This window comes from Tropicimonas isoalkanivorans, from assembly GCF_900112335.1.
GTDB classification, from domain to species: domain Bacteria; phylum Pseudomonadota; class Alphaproteobacteria; order Rhodobacterales; family Rhodobacteraceae; genus Tropicimonas; species Tropicimonas isoalkanivorans.
Window position 1 is genome coordinate 468,632 of sequence record NZ_FOLG01000001.1, and the last position, 19,336, is coordinate 487,967.

Genomic DNA, 19,336 nt, shown 5'->3' on the forward strand with positions numbered 1-19,336 from the left:
TGCCGTCGATCTGCGCCATGATGGGCCTGCGGACCAACATATCCGTAGGGAGGAAGAGATGCAGCATCAGGCGCCATCGAGCCCTGTGGTCGCCGTGATCGACGACGATCCCGATCTGCGTGCCACGGTGGCCGCGCTGCTGGAAGAGAACGGGTTCACGCCGCTGCCACTGCCCGACAGCGCGTCCTTCCATGCCCTCGGCTCCGACCCAGGCGTTGACCTCGCCCTGATCGACCTTCGGCTGCGGGGCGAAAGCGGCCTGATGCTGGCAATACATATCCGTGATCGCTTCGGCCTGCCGATTGTCATGCTGACGGGTCGCGGTGACGAGATGGACAAGATCATTGGGCTGGAATCGGGTGCCGACGACTACCTGATGAAACCGTTCAACCCGCGCGAGCTTATTGCGCGCCTGCGGGCGGTGCTGCGGCGGGCGGGACATCCGGCTGTGGACGCGCCTGCCACCGCCGGCCACCAGGTGCGGGCGTTCGGGGCACTGCGGCTGGACATGACGCGCCGCGAGCTTCACGGCGCGGATGGCTCGGAAATCCCCCTGACCAATGCCGAGTACCGGCTGCTCGACTACTTTCTGCGCAATCCCGACCGGATCATACCGCGCACCGAGTTGCTGACCGAGTTGGGCAACGACTTGTCGCAGTACATGGATCGTACGATTGACGTGCTGATCCTGCGCCTTCGACGGAAGATCGAAAGCGTGCCGTCGAAGCCGGTACACCTGCAAACACGTCGGGGTCAGGGGTATATCTTTGTTGCGCGAGGCGCCGAATGAGACGCCTGACCGTCAGGGCGCGGCTTCTTTTGGCGCTCGGTCTGCTGGCCTTTGCCACGCTGATTGTCGGCGCGATCAGCTGGAATGCCCTGAACCAAGGCAGCGCGAAGCTCGAGACCCAGCAAAACGGAACCTTGGTGGAGGTCGACCAGGCGCTGACGTTGTCTCGGCTCGCGTCGGACCTTGCGACACTCGCGCCCTATCTGCTGACGCTCGACAGTCCGTTTCGCATTGCGCAGGAGGGCAATGTGGCGACCGGGCTCGTCGATACAATCGCGGCGGGCCTGCCGGCGGGCGGCGAACCCCGGGCCATCCTCGCCGATACCCGCCGTGCCATAGCCGATCTCGTTCGGGAAACCTCGCTGCGCGCCGCGCTGCGCGACCGAACGTTGCGGCTGAATGCCGAACTGGCGCGCTCCGAACGCCGCTTCGCCGCCATGGCGGCGAGCCCGGCGGCGACATTGACGGAGCGGCAGGATTGGTTCGTCTTGCAACGGCTGGCCGCCGCGTTGCTCGGGGCCGGCCGGGCGGAGAACCTGATCTCCGTCGGCGAATACCAGCGGGAAGTTCACCTGCTGATCCGTCCCGAAACGGCCCCGACCCAGGTCGGCGCGGAGGATCTGTCCCGCCTGCTCTCTCTGGCACGCGGGCCGGAGGGGCTGTTCGAACTGCGGCGGCAGGAGCTCTCCCGTCGGATCGGCGCGGAGGCCGCGCTGGTGCGCATCCGCCAGGGCAGCGCCTCAGTCATCGCCCATTCCGCCGCGGTAACCGCCGAGGCTCAGGCGCGGATCGCGGAGGAACGGGCGCGGACGATGACCGCCATTTCCGTCGCCAAATCGACCATCCTCTTCGTTGGGTTCCTGAGCGCTGCGGTGGCCCTCATCGCGGCGCTTTACGTCTCGAATTACGTCACGGCGAACCTGCGGGCGATTTCCGACGCCATGACGCGGCTGGCGATGGGCGACCGGTCGAGCCGCCTGCCTCGCGGCGAAGGTGCGGGCGACGAGATCGGCAAGTTGTTCCATGCGTTCCGCATGTTCCGAGCCAACACACTGCGGCTCGACCGATCGAACCGGCAAATGACCCAGCGGAACGCGCTGTTCGAGAAAACCCTGCAAGGGATCAACGATGGGGTTGCGGTGCTGTCCGAGACCGGCGCGATCGTGGCATGCAACGCCCGCCTGGCGGAGGTGATCAACGTCCCGCCCAATCGCCTAACCGGCCGGCCGATCCTGTCGGACTTGATCGCCGAGGCTGGCTGGCAGTCCACCCCCGGCCCGGGGGGTATATCGAACCTGACGCGGGGCGGCGGCTACCACGCGGAATACCGCGAGAGCCCCCTGCCCGACGGCGGCAGCGTGGTGCTGATCTCCGACGCCACCGAACGCACGCAGCTCGACGATCGGCTGCGGCAGATCCAACGCATTGAGGCGCTCGGCAAGGTGTCGGGCGAAGTGGCGCATGACTTCGGCAATATCCTGTCGACGATCTCCGGCAACCTGCACATGATGGAGACCGCGCCGGAGGCCCGTCAGGCCGGCTTGCGCCAGTCCATCGCCTCGGCGGTCGAGCTTGGCACGTCGCTTACGCAGCGGCTGCTCAGTTTTGCCCGGCGTCAGCGCCTTGAGCCGGAGCAGGTGGAACTCAACATGCTGGTGGAGGGCATGACAGACCTGATCGGGTTCGCGTTACGTGAGGATATCGCCCTGGAGATCCACACGACCGCCGCGCCGCTCTGGGTGACGGTGGACCCCGGCCAGATGGAAAGCGCAATCCTCAACCTGTGTCTGAACGCCGGGCAGGCGATGGAAGGTCCGGGCGAGATCGTGATTTCGGTTCGCGGAGACGGCGATCAGGTCCTGCTCGACGTGGCGGACACAGGCGCCGGAATGCCGCCCGAGATCCTCGCACACGCGATGGAGCCCTTCTTCACCGCGCGCGGCGACGGGTCAGGCACCGGGCTGGGGTTGGCCATGGTCTACGGCTTCATCCGGCAGTCCGGCGGCGGCGTTCACATCACGTCGACCGAAGGAAGGGGTACCCGGGTTCGCCTGAGCCTGCCGCGGCATGTGACGGCCGAGAAGCCGGAGCAGATGCTGTGGCGAAATGTGCTGGTCATCGAGGACGACCCGAGGGACATGGAACGGGCGCTGGCGCTGCTGTACCCGGTTGCCGAACGGGTGGAGAGCCGCAGCACGGCGGGAGCTGGACTCGCAGCCATCGAGGCAGGCGGGATCGACCTTGTCGTCACCGACCTGAGCTTGCATGGCGTGACTGACGGCTGGCGCCTTGCCCGTGCGGCCCTGAGCCGGCGTCCCGAGACCCGTGTCGCCGTTGTTTCCGGGCGGCTGCCCGACATTAACCCGCTGAAGGGGCAGTTCGGCGACCGGCTGGTCACCCTTCCGAAACCGCTCACCCTCGCCGCCCTGCGTACCGCGCTGGCGACGGCGCGGGCCGGCGAGACGACATCTGACGCGTCCTGACGTCAAGCCGCGTTGTTTGTCGTCGGCGACACGTCGTCGGACCGAAAAATCTCAGATGTCGCCGCAACTCAAAATGCCGTCGCACGCGAGGAAAGCGCACGGCCGGCACCGGAATAACGTGCGACTTCGCTGTGAAACATCCTGAAGGCTGCGGCCCGCCCCGGCATTCAATCTTGCTTCTCCGTTGCGACAATCCACCCCGGAAAAGATCATTGTTCACGGCCGCCGACCGTCGGTCGTCGCAAATTTGTGCAATGACCTGGAACGACGGAGGAAAACTCACCCGCCCGAGATTCGTAAAAACTTCATATATCTTTCTAACACATTGGTATCAATGCATTTTAAAGTGGTGCATTTTAGTCAACGGCATCCTCCTCCTGCGCCGAGCCGCTTGAGCCATTCCGCATTGTAGACTACCACAGCCTCATGGGATTCATGACGAAAAGGTCATGTCACATGACGGGCCGCGGCACAGCGAGCGCCGGTGCGGTAGCCGTGCTGCACCCACCCTGCGCGAGCGCCTGGCTACGATGTCGCCTCATAGAACCGGCATGAACATTCCCGAATTATCAACCATGCCAAGCGAGCGAGCGGTTGTCGCCCCCTCGGACCATGGCCCGCCGGTTCTCGGTTTTCGCCGACGCCTTAAATCGATCCATTCAACGGTGACCCCGTGATCTCTCGCCATGACCTGCGACGCGCCTGGGCCCTGCTCGACGCCCACGAGCGACGCAACGCCCTCAAGGTGCTGGCCCTGATGATCGTCGCCGCATTTGCGTCCGCGGTCATGATCGGATCGGTGTTTCCGTTCCTGTCGGTGCTATCGGACCCGGATCTTATTGATACGGTACCCTTGCTGCATTGGAGCTACCAAACCTTGGGTTTCGACTCCAAGTATACATTCATAGTGACACTTGGGCTTGCGGCGATTGTTCTAATCGTCCTCTCGAATATTGTCCTTATCCTGAGCACTTGGGCGAACTTGCGTTTCTCGCAAATGCGGACCCATTCCATTAGCCGCCGCCTCCTAGCCCACTATCTCGCACAGGGTTATGGGTACTTTCTCACCAAACATACCGGTGATCTGGCCACAACGATGCTCGCAGAGTCTTCGCAGGTCGTGAACCAGTTCTTTCGCCCGCTGGCTAACTTCATTTCGGCTTCGCTTACGTCGGTCGCGGTCATCTCTACGGTCGTACTTATCGAGCCTGTCGTTGCCACGAGTGTCATTGTCACGTTCGGCCTGATTTATTGCGGACTGATGGTTACAACCCGACGCTACCTTCGGCGTCTTGGACAACTTCGCACGGAATCCAACAGCAGAAGGTTTCGTTACGCCAGCGAAGCGCTCAACGGCATCAAGGACGTGAAACTGCTAGGTCATGAAGCGACCTACCTCGACAGGTACAGCCACCCGTCCCTGGAGATGGCACGGTCGCAGGTCGCGGTGAGCGTGCTATCGGAAGCGCCTCGTTACGCTATCCAGATTGTCGCATTCGGCGGTATCATCATCGTTTGCCTGCTCCTCCTCGATCCTTCCGGGCTGGAAGACCGCGCGGCACTCAGCGGGATTCTGCCCATCATCGGCCTGCTCGCATTCGCCGGACAGAGACTGATGCCCGAACTTCAGAAGCTGTACTCGGCCATAACGGCAATGACGTACGGGGGAGCGGCACTAAACCGCGTCTACAATGATCTCAACGACAGCCCATCGCACCGGCTGGTGCGTACGCAGCCAGCGCCCCTCGGCCTCAAGCGGTCGCTGGTGCTGGACGACGTTCAATACACATATCCCAATGCCGAGCGACCGGGCCTCCGCGGTGTCAGTCTGGACATTCGCGCGGGCGAGCGGATCGGTTTCGTCGGCAGCAGTGGCGCCGGAAAGACCACCCTCGTCGATGTTGTACTCGGCCTACTTACCCCGGACAGCGGCGCCATTCACGTCGACGGGACACAGCTGACGTCGGACAACATTCGGGCGTGGCAGCGCAGCGTGGGATATGTTCCGCAGGACATTTTTCTGATCGATGCAAGCCTCGCCGAGAACATTGCGCTCGGCGTTCCTCCTGAGAAGATCGACGCCCAAAGAGTGGAACAGAGCGCACGCGCCGCGCATCTCCACGACTTCGTCATGGGCGAGTTGCCGGAGGGATATGCCACCCGAATTGGCGAGCGCGGCCTTCGGCTTTCCGGCGGCCAACGGCAACGCATCGGAATCGCACGGGCGCTCTATCGGGACACGGACCTCATTGCCTTCGATGAGGCCACCAGTGCACTCGACAATCTTACCGAGCGGGAAGTCCTTAGCGCCGTCGAGACGCTGCCCGGGGACAAAACGATCCTGATGATCGCGCACCGATTGAGTACCGTAAAAGTCTGTGACCGCATCGTCGTTATGGACGGAGGGAGAATTGCGGATGTGGGCACGTGGGACGAGCTCATTCGCTACTCCGACGCTTTCTCGCGCATTGCCGGCGACGCAGCCTAGAAATGTCCAACGCGCCGATGAACGTCGCCCCGAATAGCTTGATGCGGTCCGTAAATGAGATTTCGCAAGAGCATACGCGGAATGCGAAGGCATTACGCTATCGTATCTGGCCGAGAGTCATCCCCCGAAGCCGGAAGGTACTTGGCGTATTCCCCTATCCGCTCAAGAACCCGTTCCTGCCGCTGCTCTATTCCAATTTTCAGGCGGAGGTGGTTGCATTACCAAGTCTGCGAAGAGGCTTGCGGCTCGCGCGCCATGGACGGATCGACGCTCTGCACATCCATTTCGAGGATCAAGTCACAAGGCGCACGCGGTTCGAACCAAGGCAATCTCTCGAAAACGCCGCGCGGGAGGCCGTGGAACTTCTGACAGAATTTATATCAAACGGCGGACGCCTTGTATGGACGCTGCACAACGCCGAAAACCACTACGAAACGACGTTTTCGGACGCGATGTTCGAGCTGCGGCGCTATCTCGCGCAGAATGCTGACGTGGTTCACGTGTTCAACGAGGCGGGTGCAAGGCACGCCCGCGATACTCTCGACAGCCCTCGCAATCGGATCGCACGGATAGCCCATCCCAGTTACTTCGGTAGCTACGGTGATATTCCTAGCCCCACCCATCCGGCAGACCAGCGCCGTTTCCTATGCTTCGGGACAATCCTTCCATTCAAAGGTATTGAGGAGTTCTTAACAACTATCGGCCAGGCTGATTTCGATCATCATTGTGGCAAAATCATTATCGCGGGACCGCATTGGGGGCATAGGAGCCCCGATTTATCGCAACATGTTCCCGACAACCGAAATGTGGAGTTAAGATACGGATTTGTGCCGGACGAGGAGGTTTCATCGCTCTTCGCCGAAACGGACTTCGCAGTTCTAAATTACAAGCGCGTTCTCACATCAGGGTTTGCTGCTTTGGCGATGACCATGGGCAAACCTATCGTAGGGGCAGACAGGGGGGGCATTAAGGAGGCGGTTCCTCCAGAAAACCATCACCTCCTCTACGCACCTGACGATCCCGATGGCCTCGCACGCGTCATCCATCGCGCCTGCACGATGCCGGCTGAAGAGCACATGGCGCTACAGAAAGCGTGCCGCGACTTTGCATACCGAATTCACCCGCTTACACAGTCACAACGGCTGGAGAATGTGCTCAGGGACTATGGCATTCTCTAGACCATCCGCTTGTCTATAGAGGTTTTCTTGTCAAAGCAAAGTTTCAGGACAATTCCCGAAGGCGACTTCGCCAGCGCGGCGTTTGACGAAGCGCCCGGTGTCACGCCTCGTACATTGCTGCTAATATTTAGCACCCCTCGCAGTGGAAGCACCTTCGCCTGCGATTTGGTTCGGCGCTCGGGTCTCTGCGTACCGCATGAGTACTTTCAACCGTGGGACTATCGGCCCGCATTGGAAAGCCGCTGGGGCGTCGCACCTGGAGACGATAAAGCCTACGCCAATGCGTTGGCAAAACACCGCACAGGACCGAGCGGATGGCTGGGAATTAACCTTCACGCCCATCACATTGAAGGCTGGGAGGCGTGCCGAGATCATTTGCCAGACACCATCGACACGGTTATCGAGCTCCGGATCAGGCGACGGGACACCTATGGCCAAGCGGTATCTTACTATGTCGCGCGCCAATCCGGCGTATGGAGCAGCGCGTACGGTCAGGGTAAAGAAGTATTGTACGATGCCAAAGCGATTGCGCAAGGCTACGGTCGATTGCGTCAACTCGAGAAAAAACTTGACCGATATTTTGCCGGCCGAGGCGGAACCGTACCGACATTGTATTATGAAGAATTTCGGGAAAAGCCCGAGATTATGTTCGAAACCATAGGCATAACTCCAGTGAGTCTTTCGGAGAGCCACGTCCGGCAACAACGAGACTCGTCCAAGCAGGACTTTAAGGCGATGTTCCGCCGAGATATGCGCATCCCCCGTCGGGTCCTGCGCAAGCTGGAATCATGGGTCCATCGGACTGTGTTGTGAGTAGCCATAACAGTTGCTTGAAATTGTGCCGAAAGTTGATCTGCATTGTCACGAATATGAGCGGAATTAAATCCAGAGGAAAAGTGCATTTTATTTTCTGTGACCTGCGCAATTCAAGTGACGCGAACACTCTACGTACAGCCATTGGCCCAGAAGGCAGAACGTGAGTGCTCGCCGTAGCCGCTCCCTCCTTTAGCCAGCCTTCGGAGACTTTCGTGCGCGCCCATGCGCGCACGATAGCGCCGGGAAGAACTGTTCTGGTCTGCGAAAACGGAATGGGCGCGGAGGCATTGGGGATGCCGCTGCTGTCCGATCTCGACCCCTACCCCCCCGCGGCAACCTTTCCCGAACACATCTCCAACGCCCTTCGCTACCGATGGCGCACGAGGGTGGATCAACGTCTCGGCGGCGTGTCCGAGAAGCGGATCAGGTCATTTCTGCTCGCGCACGGGGTCACGCACGTTCTGGCGGAGTTCGGCCCTATCGGATGTCGCGTTTCGCTCGCCGCCCGCAGGTCCGGCGCACGCCTTTTTGTTCACTTTCACGGCTACGACGCCACGGTACTCCCGCGGCAGGCGAGTTGGATGCGGCAGTATTCGAAACTCTTCGCCGTTGCCGATGGTATCATTGCCCCCTCTGCGTACATCGCGAACAAGCTCGTCGACATGGGGTGCCCAGCAGACAAGATCCACGTTTCCCCATGCGGTGTGGCGCTCGACGCGTTCAAACCCACGGAGCGAATTTCAGGTCATGTCGTGATGGTCGGACGCATGGTGGAAAAGAAAGCGCCGCTACACGCCATCCGCGCCTTTGCCCAAGCTTCGAAGAACCATCCGGAGGCACACCTGCATGTCGTGGGTGATGGCCCATTAAAGCCTCAGGCCGAAGTCTTGCTCAGCGAGAATGGACTGAGTGAGCGGGTAACGCTGCATGGGGCGCGGCCCCACCCTTTCGTGCGCAAACTCCTATCGCAGGCTTCCCTCTTCATCCAACACTCGGTTCGGGCGGCAGATGGAGACGAGGAAGGCCTCCCGGTTGCGATCCTGGAGGCCATGGCATCCGGCATCCCCGTCGTGGCAACGCGTCACAGCGGCATTCCGGAAGCAGTCATCGACGGCGAAACGGGCATTCTCGTCGCGGAATTCGATGAAGTTGGAATGTCGATCGCGATAAACAGCATGTTTGACGACCCAGTACGCGCGGCACATTTGGGTATAGCCGGTCGCCGAAAGGCCTCTGCCGAGTTCAGCGAGGATGTGGTCGCCAGCCGTCTCCGCTCCATCATGGGTATCGAATAGCGGCGCGATGGCCTGGCTACCCCATATCAACGAGTTGGTCCCCGAGGTCTACGAGCACCGGCCTGTCCTGAGTATGGCGCGGAAGGGTTTCCAGAACGAGGCGAGGCTCGCACACTGGCAACTCCATCGCCGCCGGGTGAACCGCTTTCTCATCTTCGCCCAGGGGCGTACGGGATCGACCTTGCTGACGTCCACATTGAATATGCATTCACAGGTGGTCTGCGATGACGAGATCCTCGGGGTCCCGCGCATGTTTCCCCAAAATTTTGTCGAGAACCGAGCGAGCGACAGCGGGGCCCACAATTTTGGATTCCACGTTAAGATCTATCAGTTGTCTGCGTGGCAACGCGTCGACGACGTGGGGGCATTCCTAGGTAGCCTGAGTGCGAGAGGTTGGAAGATCATATATCTTTTCCGGGAGAACCTGGTTAGACATGCGGTCTCCAACGTGTTTGCCGAAGCCTTAGGTGCATATCATGACCGTGGTCGGGGCGGTGAGCGCCCTCGGACTGTTTATATGGAGCCAAACCGCCTGTTAAGCGACATAAAGTTGCGGTCCCGCCAGCGCACTGCGGAACGGACTGCATTGGACGGCCTGGATCACTTGACCCTATGTTACGAACGGGACCTTGAGGCTCCGGATGCGCAGAAGGCAACATTTACCCGAATACAATCCTATCTTCAGCTTCAGCAGGAAGACTTGGTCCCCGACCTTCGCAAGATGGTCACACGTCCGCTTTCCGATCTCCTCCAGAATTACGAAGAGATCCAATCACTCCTCCGTGGCCGACCTGAAGCGCGGTTTCTCGATGACACCTGATCGTCCGGCCCCAACCACGTTCGTCAGCGTCGTGATCCCTTGCTACAATGCTGCCGGCTTCGTGGCCCGTGCCGTGGAGAGCGTACGCGGGCAAGAAGAGGTCGAAACACAAATTATCGCGATCGATGACGGGTCCACTGATGGAACACCCGACGTCCTCAGTAAATTGGGACAGGCCGTGTTTTGGGAGACCGGCGCAAACGCCGGAGCTTGCGCAGCGCGAAACCGTGGTCTTGCTCTCGCAGATGCGCCGTTCACCATGTTTCTCGATGCGGATGATTATATCGAGCCCGGCACACTTGCGGCTCTCGTTGCTGCGCTTTCGGAAGACAACGCCGATATCGCCTTTGCGCCGGTTATTGAACGGACAAACACCGGCGACAGGCCCCCGCGTCGGCGGCCCCGGACCGGTTGCACCTCCGAATTCGTCATTGACTGGATCACCGGTAGCTACATTCCGCCCTGTGGCGTGCTGTGGCGTACCGAGACTGTTCGATCGATTGGTGGGTGGGACGAAAACCTCAGAAAGAACCAGGACGGCGAACTTGTGCTCCGAGCTGCGATCGCAGGCGCTAAACTGGCCGTAAGCAATGAGGGCGCGGCCGTCTATTGGCACCACGATGGAGCACACCGGATCAGTAACGTCGTTTCGGAAGTTAAGCTCCAGGACAGCTTTGAAGTACTGTGCCGTTGCCGAGATCACGTTGCTGTCACAGAGGAGGCGTCCAATGAGATTGAGAGGGCGTTCTCCGTGGCCACACACGATTTAGAACGCATGGCGGCACGCCACGCGTTGGACGCTTTGCAAGAACGGATCCATGTCTATCGTCAGGGCGCTGGCTGGCCGACGTTCGAAGGCGGCACATATCACCGGATCGGGTCGCGATTGTTAGGGCTGAAGGCGAAGGAAAAGCTGGCGCAGTTCCTTGTGTCCATCCGGGGCAGGAAAGCGAAGCAATCGTGAACCCGACAAGGCGCGCCAAAACGGAATGTCAGTCCGCTTGAACCAGATACCATCCAAACCCTTAATCAGTGTCGTCACGCCGGCCTTCCGGCCCAGAGGCGCCCAGGCATTTTTTGCGGCTATCGCCGCAAACGAACTTTGCGAATCGGCGGAGTGGATCGTAGTCGACGACGGCTCTGGGCCGCACTTCGATGCCCTCTTCGACTCTCTCGCGGCGGAGGGCGTGCGTGTCATCCGCCTGCCCGAGAACCGGGGACAGGCAGCGGCGCGGAACGTGGGATTGCGGGCGGCGAGCGGGGCGCTGATCAAGTTCCTCGACATGGACGACCGGCTCAGTGACGGTCATATCGCCGCTTTGCTCGCATCGGCGGATAGTCTCGATAAGAAGGCTATCCCGTTTGCCCCGACCCTTCACAGCTGGCCGTCCGGCGCTCAAATGCGCAACGAAAGCTGGCGCAGCGCGGGCAGCAGGCCAGAGGCGCAACTGGCGCGGCTGCTTCATGCACCGTTTCTCCACCACTGCGGCGCGCTTTTCCCGCGGGCCCTGCTGCTCGAACTTGGCGGATATGACGAGGCGCTTCGGACGGACGAGGACGGCGACCTGCTCATCCGTGTGCTGCTTGCGGGCTACAGCTTCGTTGCAGTGCCGGAAGCGGATTACATCTACACCCACACCGACAGCGTCACCCGCGTGTCCTCCGACGACGATCTGCGAAAGATCGAGGCACGATTGGCCGTTTGCGAGAAGACGATAGCAGCGTTGGAAGAGACGGGCCGTGGGCTGACGCCGGAAGTCAGGGTCGCCATGGCGCAACGGATGGACCAGATCGCGATGGCCTGCTGGGCCCTCGATCCCGCGTGTTCGCGCAGCATCCTCGCCCGCGCGCACGCGGTCTGCCCGACGTATCCCCTGCCCGGCCGCTGGCCGGTCAGGCTTGCGCGGAGGATCGGCGGCCCGGACGCGGCCAAATCGGTCATGGCGGTTGCACGACTGCTTCGCGGGCGGCTGGCGGGCGGCGTCCGGGGGTGACGCGCGGCTGTCTGGATCAGGCCATGACGTTCCGGCAGGCCGAGCGACGCGTGGGCCACTGGAATGCATCTCCTGCATGAAGATCGCGCTCGTGACCTCAAAGATGTCGTCCGCTGCCGGCGGTCTTGGAGTCTCTGTGCCCGGAATGGCGCACGCTCTGGCGCAGGCGGGAGAGGATGTGCTTACTATCGGCACTCTCGATCCCGCCCGGCCGAAAGAAGCTGACGCCTGGGGGCCGGCCGTCCGCGCTTGCGCCACTAAGGGACCGCAGGCATTGCAGTTCGCACCAGGCATGTCGCGCGCCGTTCAAGACTTCGCGCCCGACCTTGTGGACGTTCAGGGGCTGTGGACGTACCCGTCGCTGGCCAACCTGCGCCATCACCAACGCACCGGCACGCCCTATATTGTGACGCCGAGGGGCATGTTGGACCCCTGGGCGCTGAACAACTCCGCGTGGAAGAAGAAATTGGCTTGGGGGCTGTTCGAGGGTACGCACCTGCGCACGGCACGGTGCCTGCGCGCGACGGCGGAGATGGAAGCGCAGCATTTCCGCAGCGCCGGCCTGACCAATCCGATCGCGATTGTGCCCAACGCCATCGCGGTGCAGCCGCTTGCCCCCCGCCCTTCAAAACCTCTCTCCCGCCTTCTCTTCCTGAGCCGCATTCATCCCAAGAAAGGACTGCCCCTGTTGGTGCGAGCCTGGGCTGCCCTCCAACGGAAATTTCCTGACTGGGAGCTTGTCATCGCCGGACCCGAGGAGGTCGGCCACGAGGCGGAGATGCGCGCACTTGCGGAGACATTGGGCTTGCAACGCATTCGCTTCGTCGGAGAGGTGCAGGGAGACGAAAAGACCGCGCTGTACCGAAGCGCCGACCTTTTCGTGCTTCCGACCCATGCGGAGAACTTCGGGTTGGTTGTCGCCGAAGCGCTGGCGCAGGAGGTTCCGGTGGTAACGACCAAGAATGCCCCCTGGTCCGGCCTTGAAACCCATGGCTGTGGCTGGTGGATCGACCTCGACGAGCAGGCGCTGACCTCGACGCTTTCAAGGGCGATGGCCACGCCGGATGCGGCGCGGCGGGACATGGGCGTGCGCGGTCGAGCCTGGGTTGAACGCGACTTCGGCTGGGACATGGTAGCGAGCCGAATGCGCGACGTGTATAACTGGGTCGCAAGAGGTGGCGATACACCCGCAGACGTACACCATTGAGGAAGCAGTCCTTGCGTCTCGACAGATTCTCAAACCCGGAATTCGATCGCGGCGCGTCGCGCGCGAAGGAAGCTGCGTGGACGGTTGTCTCTGGAGTGCTGGTCGCGTCATGGATCCCGGGAACCGGCTGGCGGCGCACGATCCTCAGGGCCTTCGGGGCCGAGATCGGAGACGGCGTCGTGATCAAGCCCGGCCTTCGGGTGAAGTTCCCCTGGCGACTGAAGGTCGGCGACCATGTCTGGCTCGGGGAAGACGTCTGGATCGACAACCTCGCCCAAGTCACTATCGGCGGGCACTCCTGCCTGTCGCAGGGCGCGTATCTTTGCACCGGAAGCCACGACTGGGCCGACCCGCGCTTTTCCCTGCAAACCCGCCCCATCGTCCTCGAAGGCGAATGCTGGGTCGGCGCGCGGGCCTGCCTGGCCCCCGGAACAGTGATGGAGCGCGGCGCGGTCCTGACGATGGCCGCAGTGGGAACGGGGCGGCTGTCAGGTTGGACGATCCACGGCGGCTACGATGGCGCGGTTCACCGGCCGCGAATGGAGCGCAGACCTGCGCTGAATACCGCAGCCACCGCAGCAGACACCGCGGGGCTGACGGCATGAGCGTTCGCTATCGGCCGGAGATCGACGGCCTACGGGCGCTCGCCGTGAGCGCGGTCGTGCTGTTGACCGCAATTCCAGATCCGATGATTTAGCGAATATCGCGATGGTCTTTGGCTATACACCTTTGGATCCGCTGATTGTCCTAATCGGGACAGCCTATGCTGGCTTCCTTCTGGTCCGGGACCCGGTGCGCCTGATGGCGTTTCTTCCCGCGGCGCTTTGTCTGTACTTCATTATTCCAACGGTCACTCTTTTGACCTTGTGGCAGACGGTCCCCCTGCTGCTCATGTTCTGGCTGATTGCCCAAGGGAAGCTTGTGTTGCCAAAGTCGGCAAGGCCCTTCGTCGCCCTGCTGATGTTCCTATTCTTAGTCTCATGCGTATACGCGATTGTGCTGGGAAGGGATCCGACACGCGCGGTCATACGCTCGATCTACTACGCTAGTACGTTTGCGCTATTCTTATACGCTTACGATATCGGCCGACGCCCAGAAGCCTATCGCCTATTTGTGGTCGGTTTTGCCGTCACCGCGGCAATCCTGAGCCTCTACGGCCTTTATCAGTTTTTTGCGTCGGCCACAGGACTGCCGTATCGCGGCATCCTGCGCGGCGCCTATGGCGCAGACTCCGCATTCGAAAATGGCATTCTTCGTATCAACAGCCTTGCAAACGAACCGAAGCGGCTCGGGTATGTGCTCTTTGTCGGGGCGCTGGCCTTCTTCGAGCGCGCCACATGGCTGCATGGCAAGGCACGGAGAAATTCTGTTCTTTGGGGCGTTGGCGTGCTCTTCGTGTCGCTCTTCACCTTCTCGGGCTCCTATTTCCTGGCCCTTGCCCTCTTCGGGGTCGGCGCATTCGTGCTTTACCCAGTCCGCCTCCGGAAAGCCTGGATTCCGCTGCTCGTTTTCAGTCTCGCATTCGTCGCCTTCGGACAGAACACAGGGCTTTACAAGGCGCTGGAGACTGGCATCGAACGGCGACAGCAAGAGGTCGAGCTGGGGACGGATGGCTATGTGGTCTACCGCCAGGAATTCTTCGCGCAGGACTACCTGGAGCGCCATCCCGGAACGGCATTTACTGGCGTGGGCGTGGGGCAGTATTACAACGTCTTGCATTCGAAATACGGCGACGGGGTGGGCCTGGCGGGCGGCCGTCTTTTGCCCATCAACGCAATGGCGCTTGAGCTTACATTCGACGTGGGCGGCATAGCTGCAGCCACGCTTTTCTCGGGCCTCGTTCTGTTGATCTTCCGCCTTCGACGACGGGGATTCGTATTCCTCACTCTCGCTCTGCTGTTCCTGACCGTTCAGAGCCTGACGATCCAGACGCTGCTGTACATTGCGGTGGTGACCGGCATTGGATTGGCCCAACTCCGCACAAGGGTGTCCGAGGAGAACGAGAGCAACTCCCAGTCCCCGCTTGGAGAGTACGGTCCGGAGCCGGGGCAAACGGCACTCCCGGCGAATGGCCGTTCCGCCTCATGAAAATCCTCTGCCTTAGTGAGCACTACTGGCCCCGGGTCGGCGGGACGACGAACCACGTGCACGAAATGTGCACGGCCCTGGCGGAGAGCGGCGCAGACATCGAACTCCTTGTGCCTGGACCGAATGTGCCTGCGCAGGATACGGCCCCTTCGGACCGTCCTTACCGGGTGACATGGATCGACGCAGGCTATCCGGCGAGCGGCGAGCCGACGCGGGCGGAACGCTACGCCTTCTGCGAACGAGCGAATGCCGAGGTCAAGCGACGAGTAACGAGCGGGACGGAAAACCGGCCGGACGCGGTCTATGTCCTGTTCGGGCTGTTCCTGATGGAGGTGCTTGAAACACAGGCCGTCCGGGCGGCAGGGGTGCGTACAATGGCGACGGTCCACAACGTGCCACCGATGGAATGCGGGCGGACGTGGCCGGGAGCGCCGTTGCGAAAACGTCTGGCCGAGACAGCGCGGCTTAGGCTCGTTGCCCGAAAGAACCATGCGCGACTGCGCCAGCATGAGTACGACGTCTACGTCACGCCCTCCGAGCAGGTGGCCCGGACCCTACAGGCCGTCTTGCCGCAGGCTGACATCCGCGTCGTCTGGCACGGGGTGAACGATGCGCTGCTCGCTGCCATGTCGCCGCCGGAAAGTCGCGCCCCGGCGAATGGGGAGGCCATTCGGATCTTCACGGCGGGGGGGTGGGTGCCTCACAAGCGTCAGATCATCATCCCCGACACGCTCGCGCTCCTTCAGAAGGCGGGTCACTTGGTCGTCTGGGAAATCGCCGGGCCGGCCTCCCGCGTGAACGCCTACCGCCAGGCGGTGATCGAGCGCGCCAGATGCCTCGGCGTGGACGCCAACCTCCGGATGCACGAAGCGCTCGACCTGGCAGAGTTCGCGCAGTGCTACAACCGCGCGAACCTCTACGTGCAGCCCTCCACCGAAGAGGGGTTCTGCCTCACGGCGCTGGATGCCGCCGCGGCCGGCCTCCCGGTCATCGGCAGCCCGGCCGGGGTTCTCCCGGACATCTGCGCGATCAGCGGCGGTCGCCTTGTGGACAGCCGCCCCGAAGCGCTCGCTGACGCTATTGTCAGCTTCGTGACCGGCGACGGCTGGCCAGCCAGCGCCGTCGCAACCGCCACCGACGTCCGCCGCACCTTCACCTGGCCCCGGGCCGCGGCGGAAGTGGCCGCGCTCATCCAATCCGGGAGGCCGGCTGCCGCCGGCTGAAGCCAGGGTGGATGCGCCGGTGCGGCGGATCTGCGAAAGACGCGGTGGGGCGGATGCCCAGTGGTTCTATCGGCAGCGCCGCAAGCCTGCGGAACGCCACGCCGATTGCGTCAAACGGCAGGTCCGTGACCCCCATGACGGCGGGCGGACGTCCCTACTCCTCCTCGGTCAGCCCACTTCCCGCAGCGATGAAGTCGGCAAGCATGGGGACGTACTTCTCGCCCTGTCCTACCGCCTCCATCGCTGCGAAGCTGTTTCGCACGGCGGACTGCACCGGGTTCACTGCGCCGACATCGAGCGCCAGCGCGGTTAGGTAGCGCATGTCTTTATGCGCATTCGCGATCGAGAAGCGGTGGGCCGTCTCGTCGCGCTCCAGCGACCACTTCATGAACGTCTCATAAAATCCGTTCGCCATGCGACTGGAGCCGATGACCGCGTCGAACTGCTCGACGCTCAGCCCAGCCTTGCGGGAGATCGTGAGCGCTTCCGCGTAAAGCGCAGCATACCCCATCGAGATGAAGTTCATGATGAGCTTCATCTTGTGCCCCGCCCCAACCGGGCCGAGGCGAACGATATTTCCCGCCCAGCACGTCAGGATCGGCTCGACCCGCGCAAAGGTCGCGTCATCCGCGCCGACCATCGTGTCGAGCGTTCCGGCCAGCGCCTCTTTCGGTGTCCGACCCAAGGGCGCGTCCACAAGGGGGATGTCCCGCTCAGCCAGTTCCTCGGCGAGTTGCAAGGTGCTGACGGGGTTGGAGGTCGAACTGTCGATGACGACGCTGCCTGGCGCGGCATTTGTCGCGATCCCGCCGTCTCCCCGGATGGCGGCCTCAACCTGAGGGCTACCGGACACGCAGATCTGGATCACCTCGCATTGGGACGCGAGCTCGGCGATGGAGGACGCCTCGGTCGCTCCGCGTTCGATGAGGTCCTCCACGCCGGTACGGTTGCGGTGGGCAACGACAACGAGCGGATAGCCGGCACTCTGGATATTCCGCGCCATGCCGTGGCCCATGAGGCCCACACCGATGAAGCCGACTACGGGTTTGGTCATTTTCTCACCTTCGGAATGTTATTTCGCCAATTCTGCTTTTCCCGCAGAGCGGGTTTCGAGCGGAGCGAGGGGCGCCGGAACGGAACGCGTCCGGGTCCTGCGAAGACTTAGGGAACCAGCGCATCTTAAGCGCACGATTCGGTCCCGGTCCTCCAGAGGTATCCCGGACCAAGATTTTCATGCCGTCCTCCCTGGGCCGCTCCCGCATCAGACCACGGATCGCGGCGCGACTCGCCGCGGTCGGTGAACGCGTTCCCGCCCCCCCTGCTTGCGCCCCGCCAGCGAGGATGACAACCATGGGACGGAGTTTCGGAACGTCAACGCTGCTTGGTCCGCGCGGCTTGCGGGCGGGGTGAACCGAGGGTGACACTCTCTCCTTTGGGGTGCGCCGCATGGGCCCGCTGCAACACGCCAATCCGGAAGCACGGGGCGCTCGGCCGCTTGGTGACAAGACCGGCACCCAGCCGTTCCGCTGATATCAATCTTCGCAAACACTGATACTTTTTTGAATATTTTTAGGTATTTCAGGAATCCTGATCTTTCGCGAATGGGGCATTGATCGTCCCTCCGGTGCATGTCTATGGTGAGCCAGCCGTGGTTCGATGCTCACCGCCAATGCGCGGTTTTGACGCGAGATAACCGCGCAGATCGCTTGGAGGAGCTGTCGACAATGCAATTGCAGGTTGCGAGCATTCGCACGTCTGCCGGCTGCGGAGCGGGCGGGTCTAAACCGGACAGGGGCGGTGATCCCTTGGTCCGCGCCTGACATGCGGGCGACCCTGCCAACAGATGCGCAGCGGGCAGTGATCCGCGCAAGGGCGGTCACGCCCATTCCCCGAATTTCGGCGTTGGGACGCAACCCTCACCCAACGTCCGAAACCTGCGGCACCCTGGTTGGTGTTGCTAAACCCGCGGCCGCGCGCTGCACAACAACGTGAAAACCGATATGGGAGGAACAACAATGAAGAAGATGGTATTTGGAGCGGCGGTCGCCGCTGCGGTCATGGCAGGGCTGTCAGGAGCGGCCGTGGCCAAGGACAGCTACCGTTTCGTGATCGTACCGAAGGTGGTGCATCCCTGGTTCGACCTGGTGAACGACGGCGCCATGGAAGCGGCGGCCTATCTCAAGGAAACCGCGGGCGTCGACGTGGAGGTCGAGTACCTCGCGCCGCAGACCGCAAGCGTCGTGGAGCAGAACCAGATCCTGGAACGGGCGATCGCAACCCGTCCCGACGGCATCGCGATCGACCTTCTGGACGCATCGGCCAACAAGCCCGTCCTGGAGGAAGCTCAACAGGCGGGCGTCAAGCTTGCCGCGTTCGACTCCGTGCCGCCGGACGGCATGGTCTTCACTGCCATCGGCAACGACTTCTGCGAACAGGCCAAGCTTGCCTCCGAGCGGCTGGTCGAACTTCTTGGCGGCAAGGGCAAGGTCGCGATCATGCAGGGTGTGCCGACGGCCCCCAACCACAACATCCGCTATGAGTGTCACAAGGAGGTGTTCGCGAGCTACCCGGACATCGAACTCGTCGCCGAGGGCATCGACAACGACGACATCGAGACCGCCCAGAAACAGGCCGCGACGATCATGCAATCGAACCCGGACCTCGGCGGCTGGGTCGCGTGCGATGCTGCCGGCCCGATCGGGATCGGTCAGGCGATCAAGGAAGCGGGGCTTGAGGGCAAGGTCCAGATGGTCGGCCTCGACAACCTGCCCGACATGATCACCCTTGTTGAAGAGGGCGTCGCGGACTCCTCCTCCTCCACGCGCCCGCAGATCCAGGGCTTCTACTCGGTCATGATGCTCTACGATGGCGCCAACGGCATCGTCACGCCCAAGACCGTCGATACCGGCATCCTGCTGATCTCGAAGGACAACCTGGAAGGCGAGCTTCGCTGA

15 protein-coding genes are annotated in these 19,336 nt (G+C 62.1%); 14 read left to right on the plus strand and 1 reads right to left on the minus strand.

Annotated features, from left to right (window positions below; translation table 11 throughout):
* Positions 1 to 58: 58 nt before the first annotated feature.
* The 13 genes from BM075_RS02180 to BM075_RS02235 all read left to right on the plus strand — a co-directional run bounded on the left by BM075_RS02180 (position 59) and on the right by BM075_RS02235 (position 16,382).
* Positions 59 to 790 carry a winged helix-turn-helix domain-containing protein gene (locus BM075_RS02180; RefSeq protein WP_093359005.1) on the plus strand — a complete coding sequence of 244 codons (732 nt, stop codon included), beginning with the start codon at positions 59 to 61 and terminating at the stop codon, positions 788 to 790.
* On the plus strand, positions 787 to 3,273 hold the full coding sequence (locus tag BM075_RS02185) for an ATP-binding protein (protein ID WP_093359007.1): 2,487 nt from the start codon (positions 787 to 789) through the stop codon (positions 3,271 to 3,273). The genes BM075_RS02180 and BM075_RS02185 overlap by 4 nt, the downstream gene beginning before the upstream one ends.
* 673 nt (positions 3,274 to 3,946) lie before the next feature.
* Positions 3,947 to 5,761, plus strand: coding sequence for an ABC transporter ATP-binding protein (locus BM075_RS02190; protein ID WP_093359009.1), 1,815 nt, complete (start codon positions 3,947 to 3,949; stop codon positions 5,759 to 5,761).
* 2 nt (positions 5,762 to 5,763) lie between these two features.
* Complete coding sequence (locus BM075_RS02195; RefSeq protein ID WP_093359011.1) at positions 5,764 to 6,939, plus strand: glycosyltransferase family 4 protein; 1,176 nt, start codon at positions 5,764 to 5,766, stop codon at positions 6,937 to 6,939.
* A 27-nt stretch (positions 6,940 to 6,966) separates the two neighbouring features.
* Positions 6,967 to 7,752 carry a Stf0 family sulfotransferase gene (locus BM075_RS02200; RefSeq protein WP_177208217.1) on the plus strand — a complete coding sequence of 262 codons (786 nt, stop codon included), beginning with the start codon at positions 6,967 to 6,969 and terminating at the stop codon, positions 7,750 to 7,752.
* A 215-nt stretch (positions 7,753 to 7,967) separates the two neighbouring features.
* The gene (locus BM075_RS02205; protein ID WP_143089801.1) at positions 7,968 to 9,050 is read left to right on the plus strand and encodes a glycosyltransferase; all 1,083 of its coding nucleotides are present in this window, start codon (positions 7,968 to 7,970) and stop codon (positions 9,048 to 9,050) included.
* A 7-nt stretch (positions 9,051 to 9,057) separates the two neighbouring features.
* Positions 9,058 to 9,870 (plus strand): hypothetical protein, encoded by an 813-nt coding sequence (locus BM075_RS24335; protein WP_177208218.1) that lies wholly within the window; start codon positions 9,058 to 9,060, stop codon positions 9,868 to 9,870.
* Positions 9,833 to 10,834 (plus strand): glycosyltransferase family 2 protein, encoded by a 1,002-nt coding sequence (locus BM075_RS02210; protein WP_177208219.1) that lies wholly within the window; start codon positions 9,833 to 9,835, stop codon positions 10,832 to 10,834. Before BM075_RS24335 ends, BM075_RS02210 begins: the two co-directional genes overlap by 38 nt.
* A 37-nt stretch (positions 10,835 to 10,871) precedes the next feature.
* A complete protein-coding gene (locus tag BM075_RS02215) occupies positions 10,872 to 11,864 on the plus strand; it encodes a glycosyltransferase family 2 protein (RefSeq protein WP_177208220.1) in 993 nt (330 codons plus the stop codon).
* Positions 11,865 to 11,940: 76 nt separating this feature from the next.
* The gene (locus BM075_RS02220) at positions 11,941 to 13,071 is read left to right on the plus strand and encodes a glycosyltransferase (protein WP_093359021.1); all 1,131 of its coding nucleotides are present in this window, start codon (positions 11,941 to 11,943) and stop codon (positions 13,069 to 13,071) included.
* Between the two features lie 11 nt (positions 13,072 to 13,082).
* The gene (locus BM075_RS02225; RefSeq protein ID WP_245758718.1) at positions 13,083 to 13,676 is read left to right on the plus strand and encodes a WcaF family extracellular polysaccharide biosynthesis acetyltransferase; all 594 of its coding nucleotides are present in this window, start codon (positions 13,083 to 13,085) and stop codon (positions 13,674 to 13,676) included.
* Positions 13,677 to 13,779: 103 nt separating this feature from the next.
* Positions 13,780 to 15,159, plus strand: a complete 1,380-nt coding sequence (locus BM075_RS02230; RefSeq protein ID WP_093359025.1) for a hypothetical protein — start codon at positions 13,780 to 13,782, stop codon at positions 15,157 to 15,159.
* On the plus strand, positions 15,156 to 16,382 hold the full coding sequence (locus BM075_RS02235) for a glycosyltransferase family 4 protein (RefSeq protein ID WP_093359027.1): 1,227 nt from the start codon (positions 15,156 to 15,158) through the stop codon (positions 16,380 to 16,382). Before BM075_RS02230 ends, BM075_RS02235 begins: the two co-directional genes overlap by 4 nt.
* Positions 16,383 to 16,536: 154 nt before the next feature.
* Here the strand turns inward: BM075_RS02235 and BM075_RS02240 are convergent, their stop codons facing one another.
* The gene (locus tag BM075_RS02240; protein WP_093359029.1) at positions 16,537 to 17,436 is read right to left on the minus strand and encodes an NAD(P)-dependent oxidoreductase; all 900 of its coding nucleotides are present in this window, start codon (positions 17,434 to 17,436) and stop codon (positions 16,537 to 16,539) included.
* 961 nt (positions 17,437 to 18,397) lie between these two features.
* Here BM075_RS02240 and BM075_RS02245 point away from each other — a divergent pair.
* Positions 18,398 to 19,336 (plus strand): substrate-binding domain-containing protein, encoded by a 939-nt coding sequence (locus BM075_RS02245; protein ID WP_093359031.1) that lies wholly within the window; start codon positions 18,398 to 18,400, stop codon positions 19,334 to 19,336.

Coding starts and splice junctions, on each gene's coding strand:
- BM075_RS02180 (WP_093359005.1), top strand. CDS start 59: ATGCAGCATCAGGCGCCATCGAGCCCTGTGGTCGCCGTGATCGACGAC.
- BM075_RS02185 (WP_093359007.1), top strand. CDS start 787: ATGAGACGCCTGACCGTCAGGGCGCGGCTTCTTTTGGCGCTCGGTCTG.
- BM075_RS02195 (WP_093359011.1), top strand. CDS start 5,764: ATGTCCAACGCGCCGATGAACGTCGCCCCGAATAGCTTGATGCGGTCC.
- BM075_RS24335 (WP_177208218.1), top strand. CDS start 9,058: ATGGCCTGGCTACCCCATATCAACGAGTTGGTCCCCGAGGTCTACGAG.
- BM075_RS02220 (WP_093359021.1), top strand. CDS start 11,941: ATGAAGATCGCGCTCGTGACCTCAAAGATGTCGTCCGCTGCCGGCGGT.
- BM075_RS02230 (WP_093359025.1), top strand. CDS start 13,780: ATGGTCTTTGGCTATACACCTTTGGATCCGCTGATTGTCCTAATCGGG.
- BM075_RS02235 (WP_093359027.1), top strand. CDS start 15,156: ATGAAAATCCTCTGCCTTAGTGAGCACTACTGGCCCCGGGTCGGCGGG.
- BM075_RS02240 (WP_093359029.1), bottom strand. CDS start 17,436: ATGACCAAACCCGTAGTCGGCTTCATCGGTGTGGGCCTCATGGGCCAC.
- BM075_RS02245 (WP_093359031.1), top strand. CDS start 18,398: ATGAAGAAGATGGTATTTGGAGCGGCGGTCGCCGCTGCGGTCATGGCA.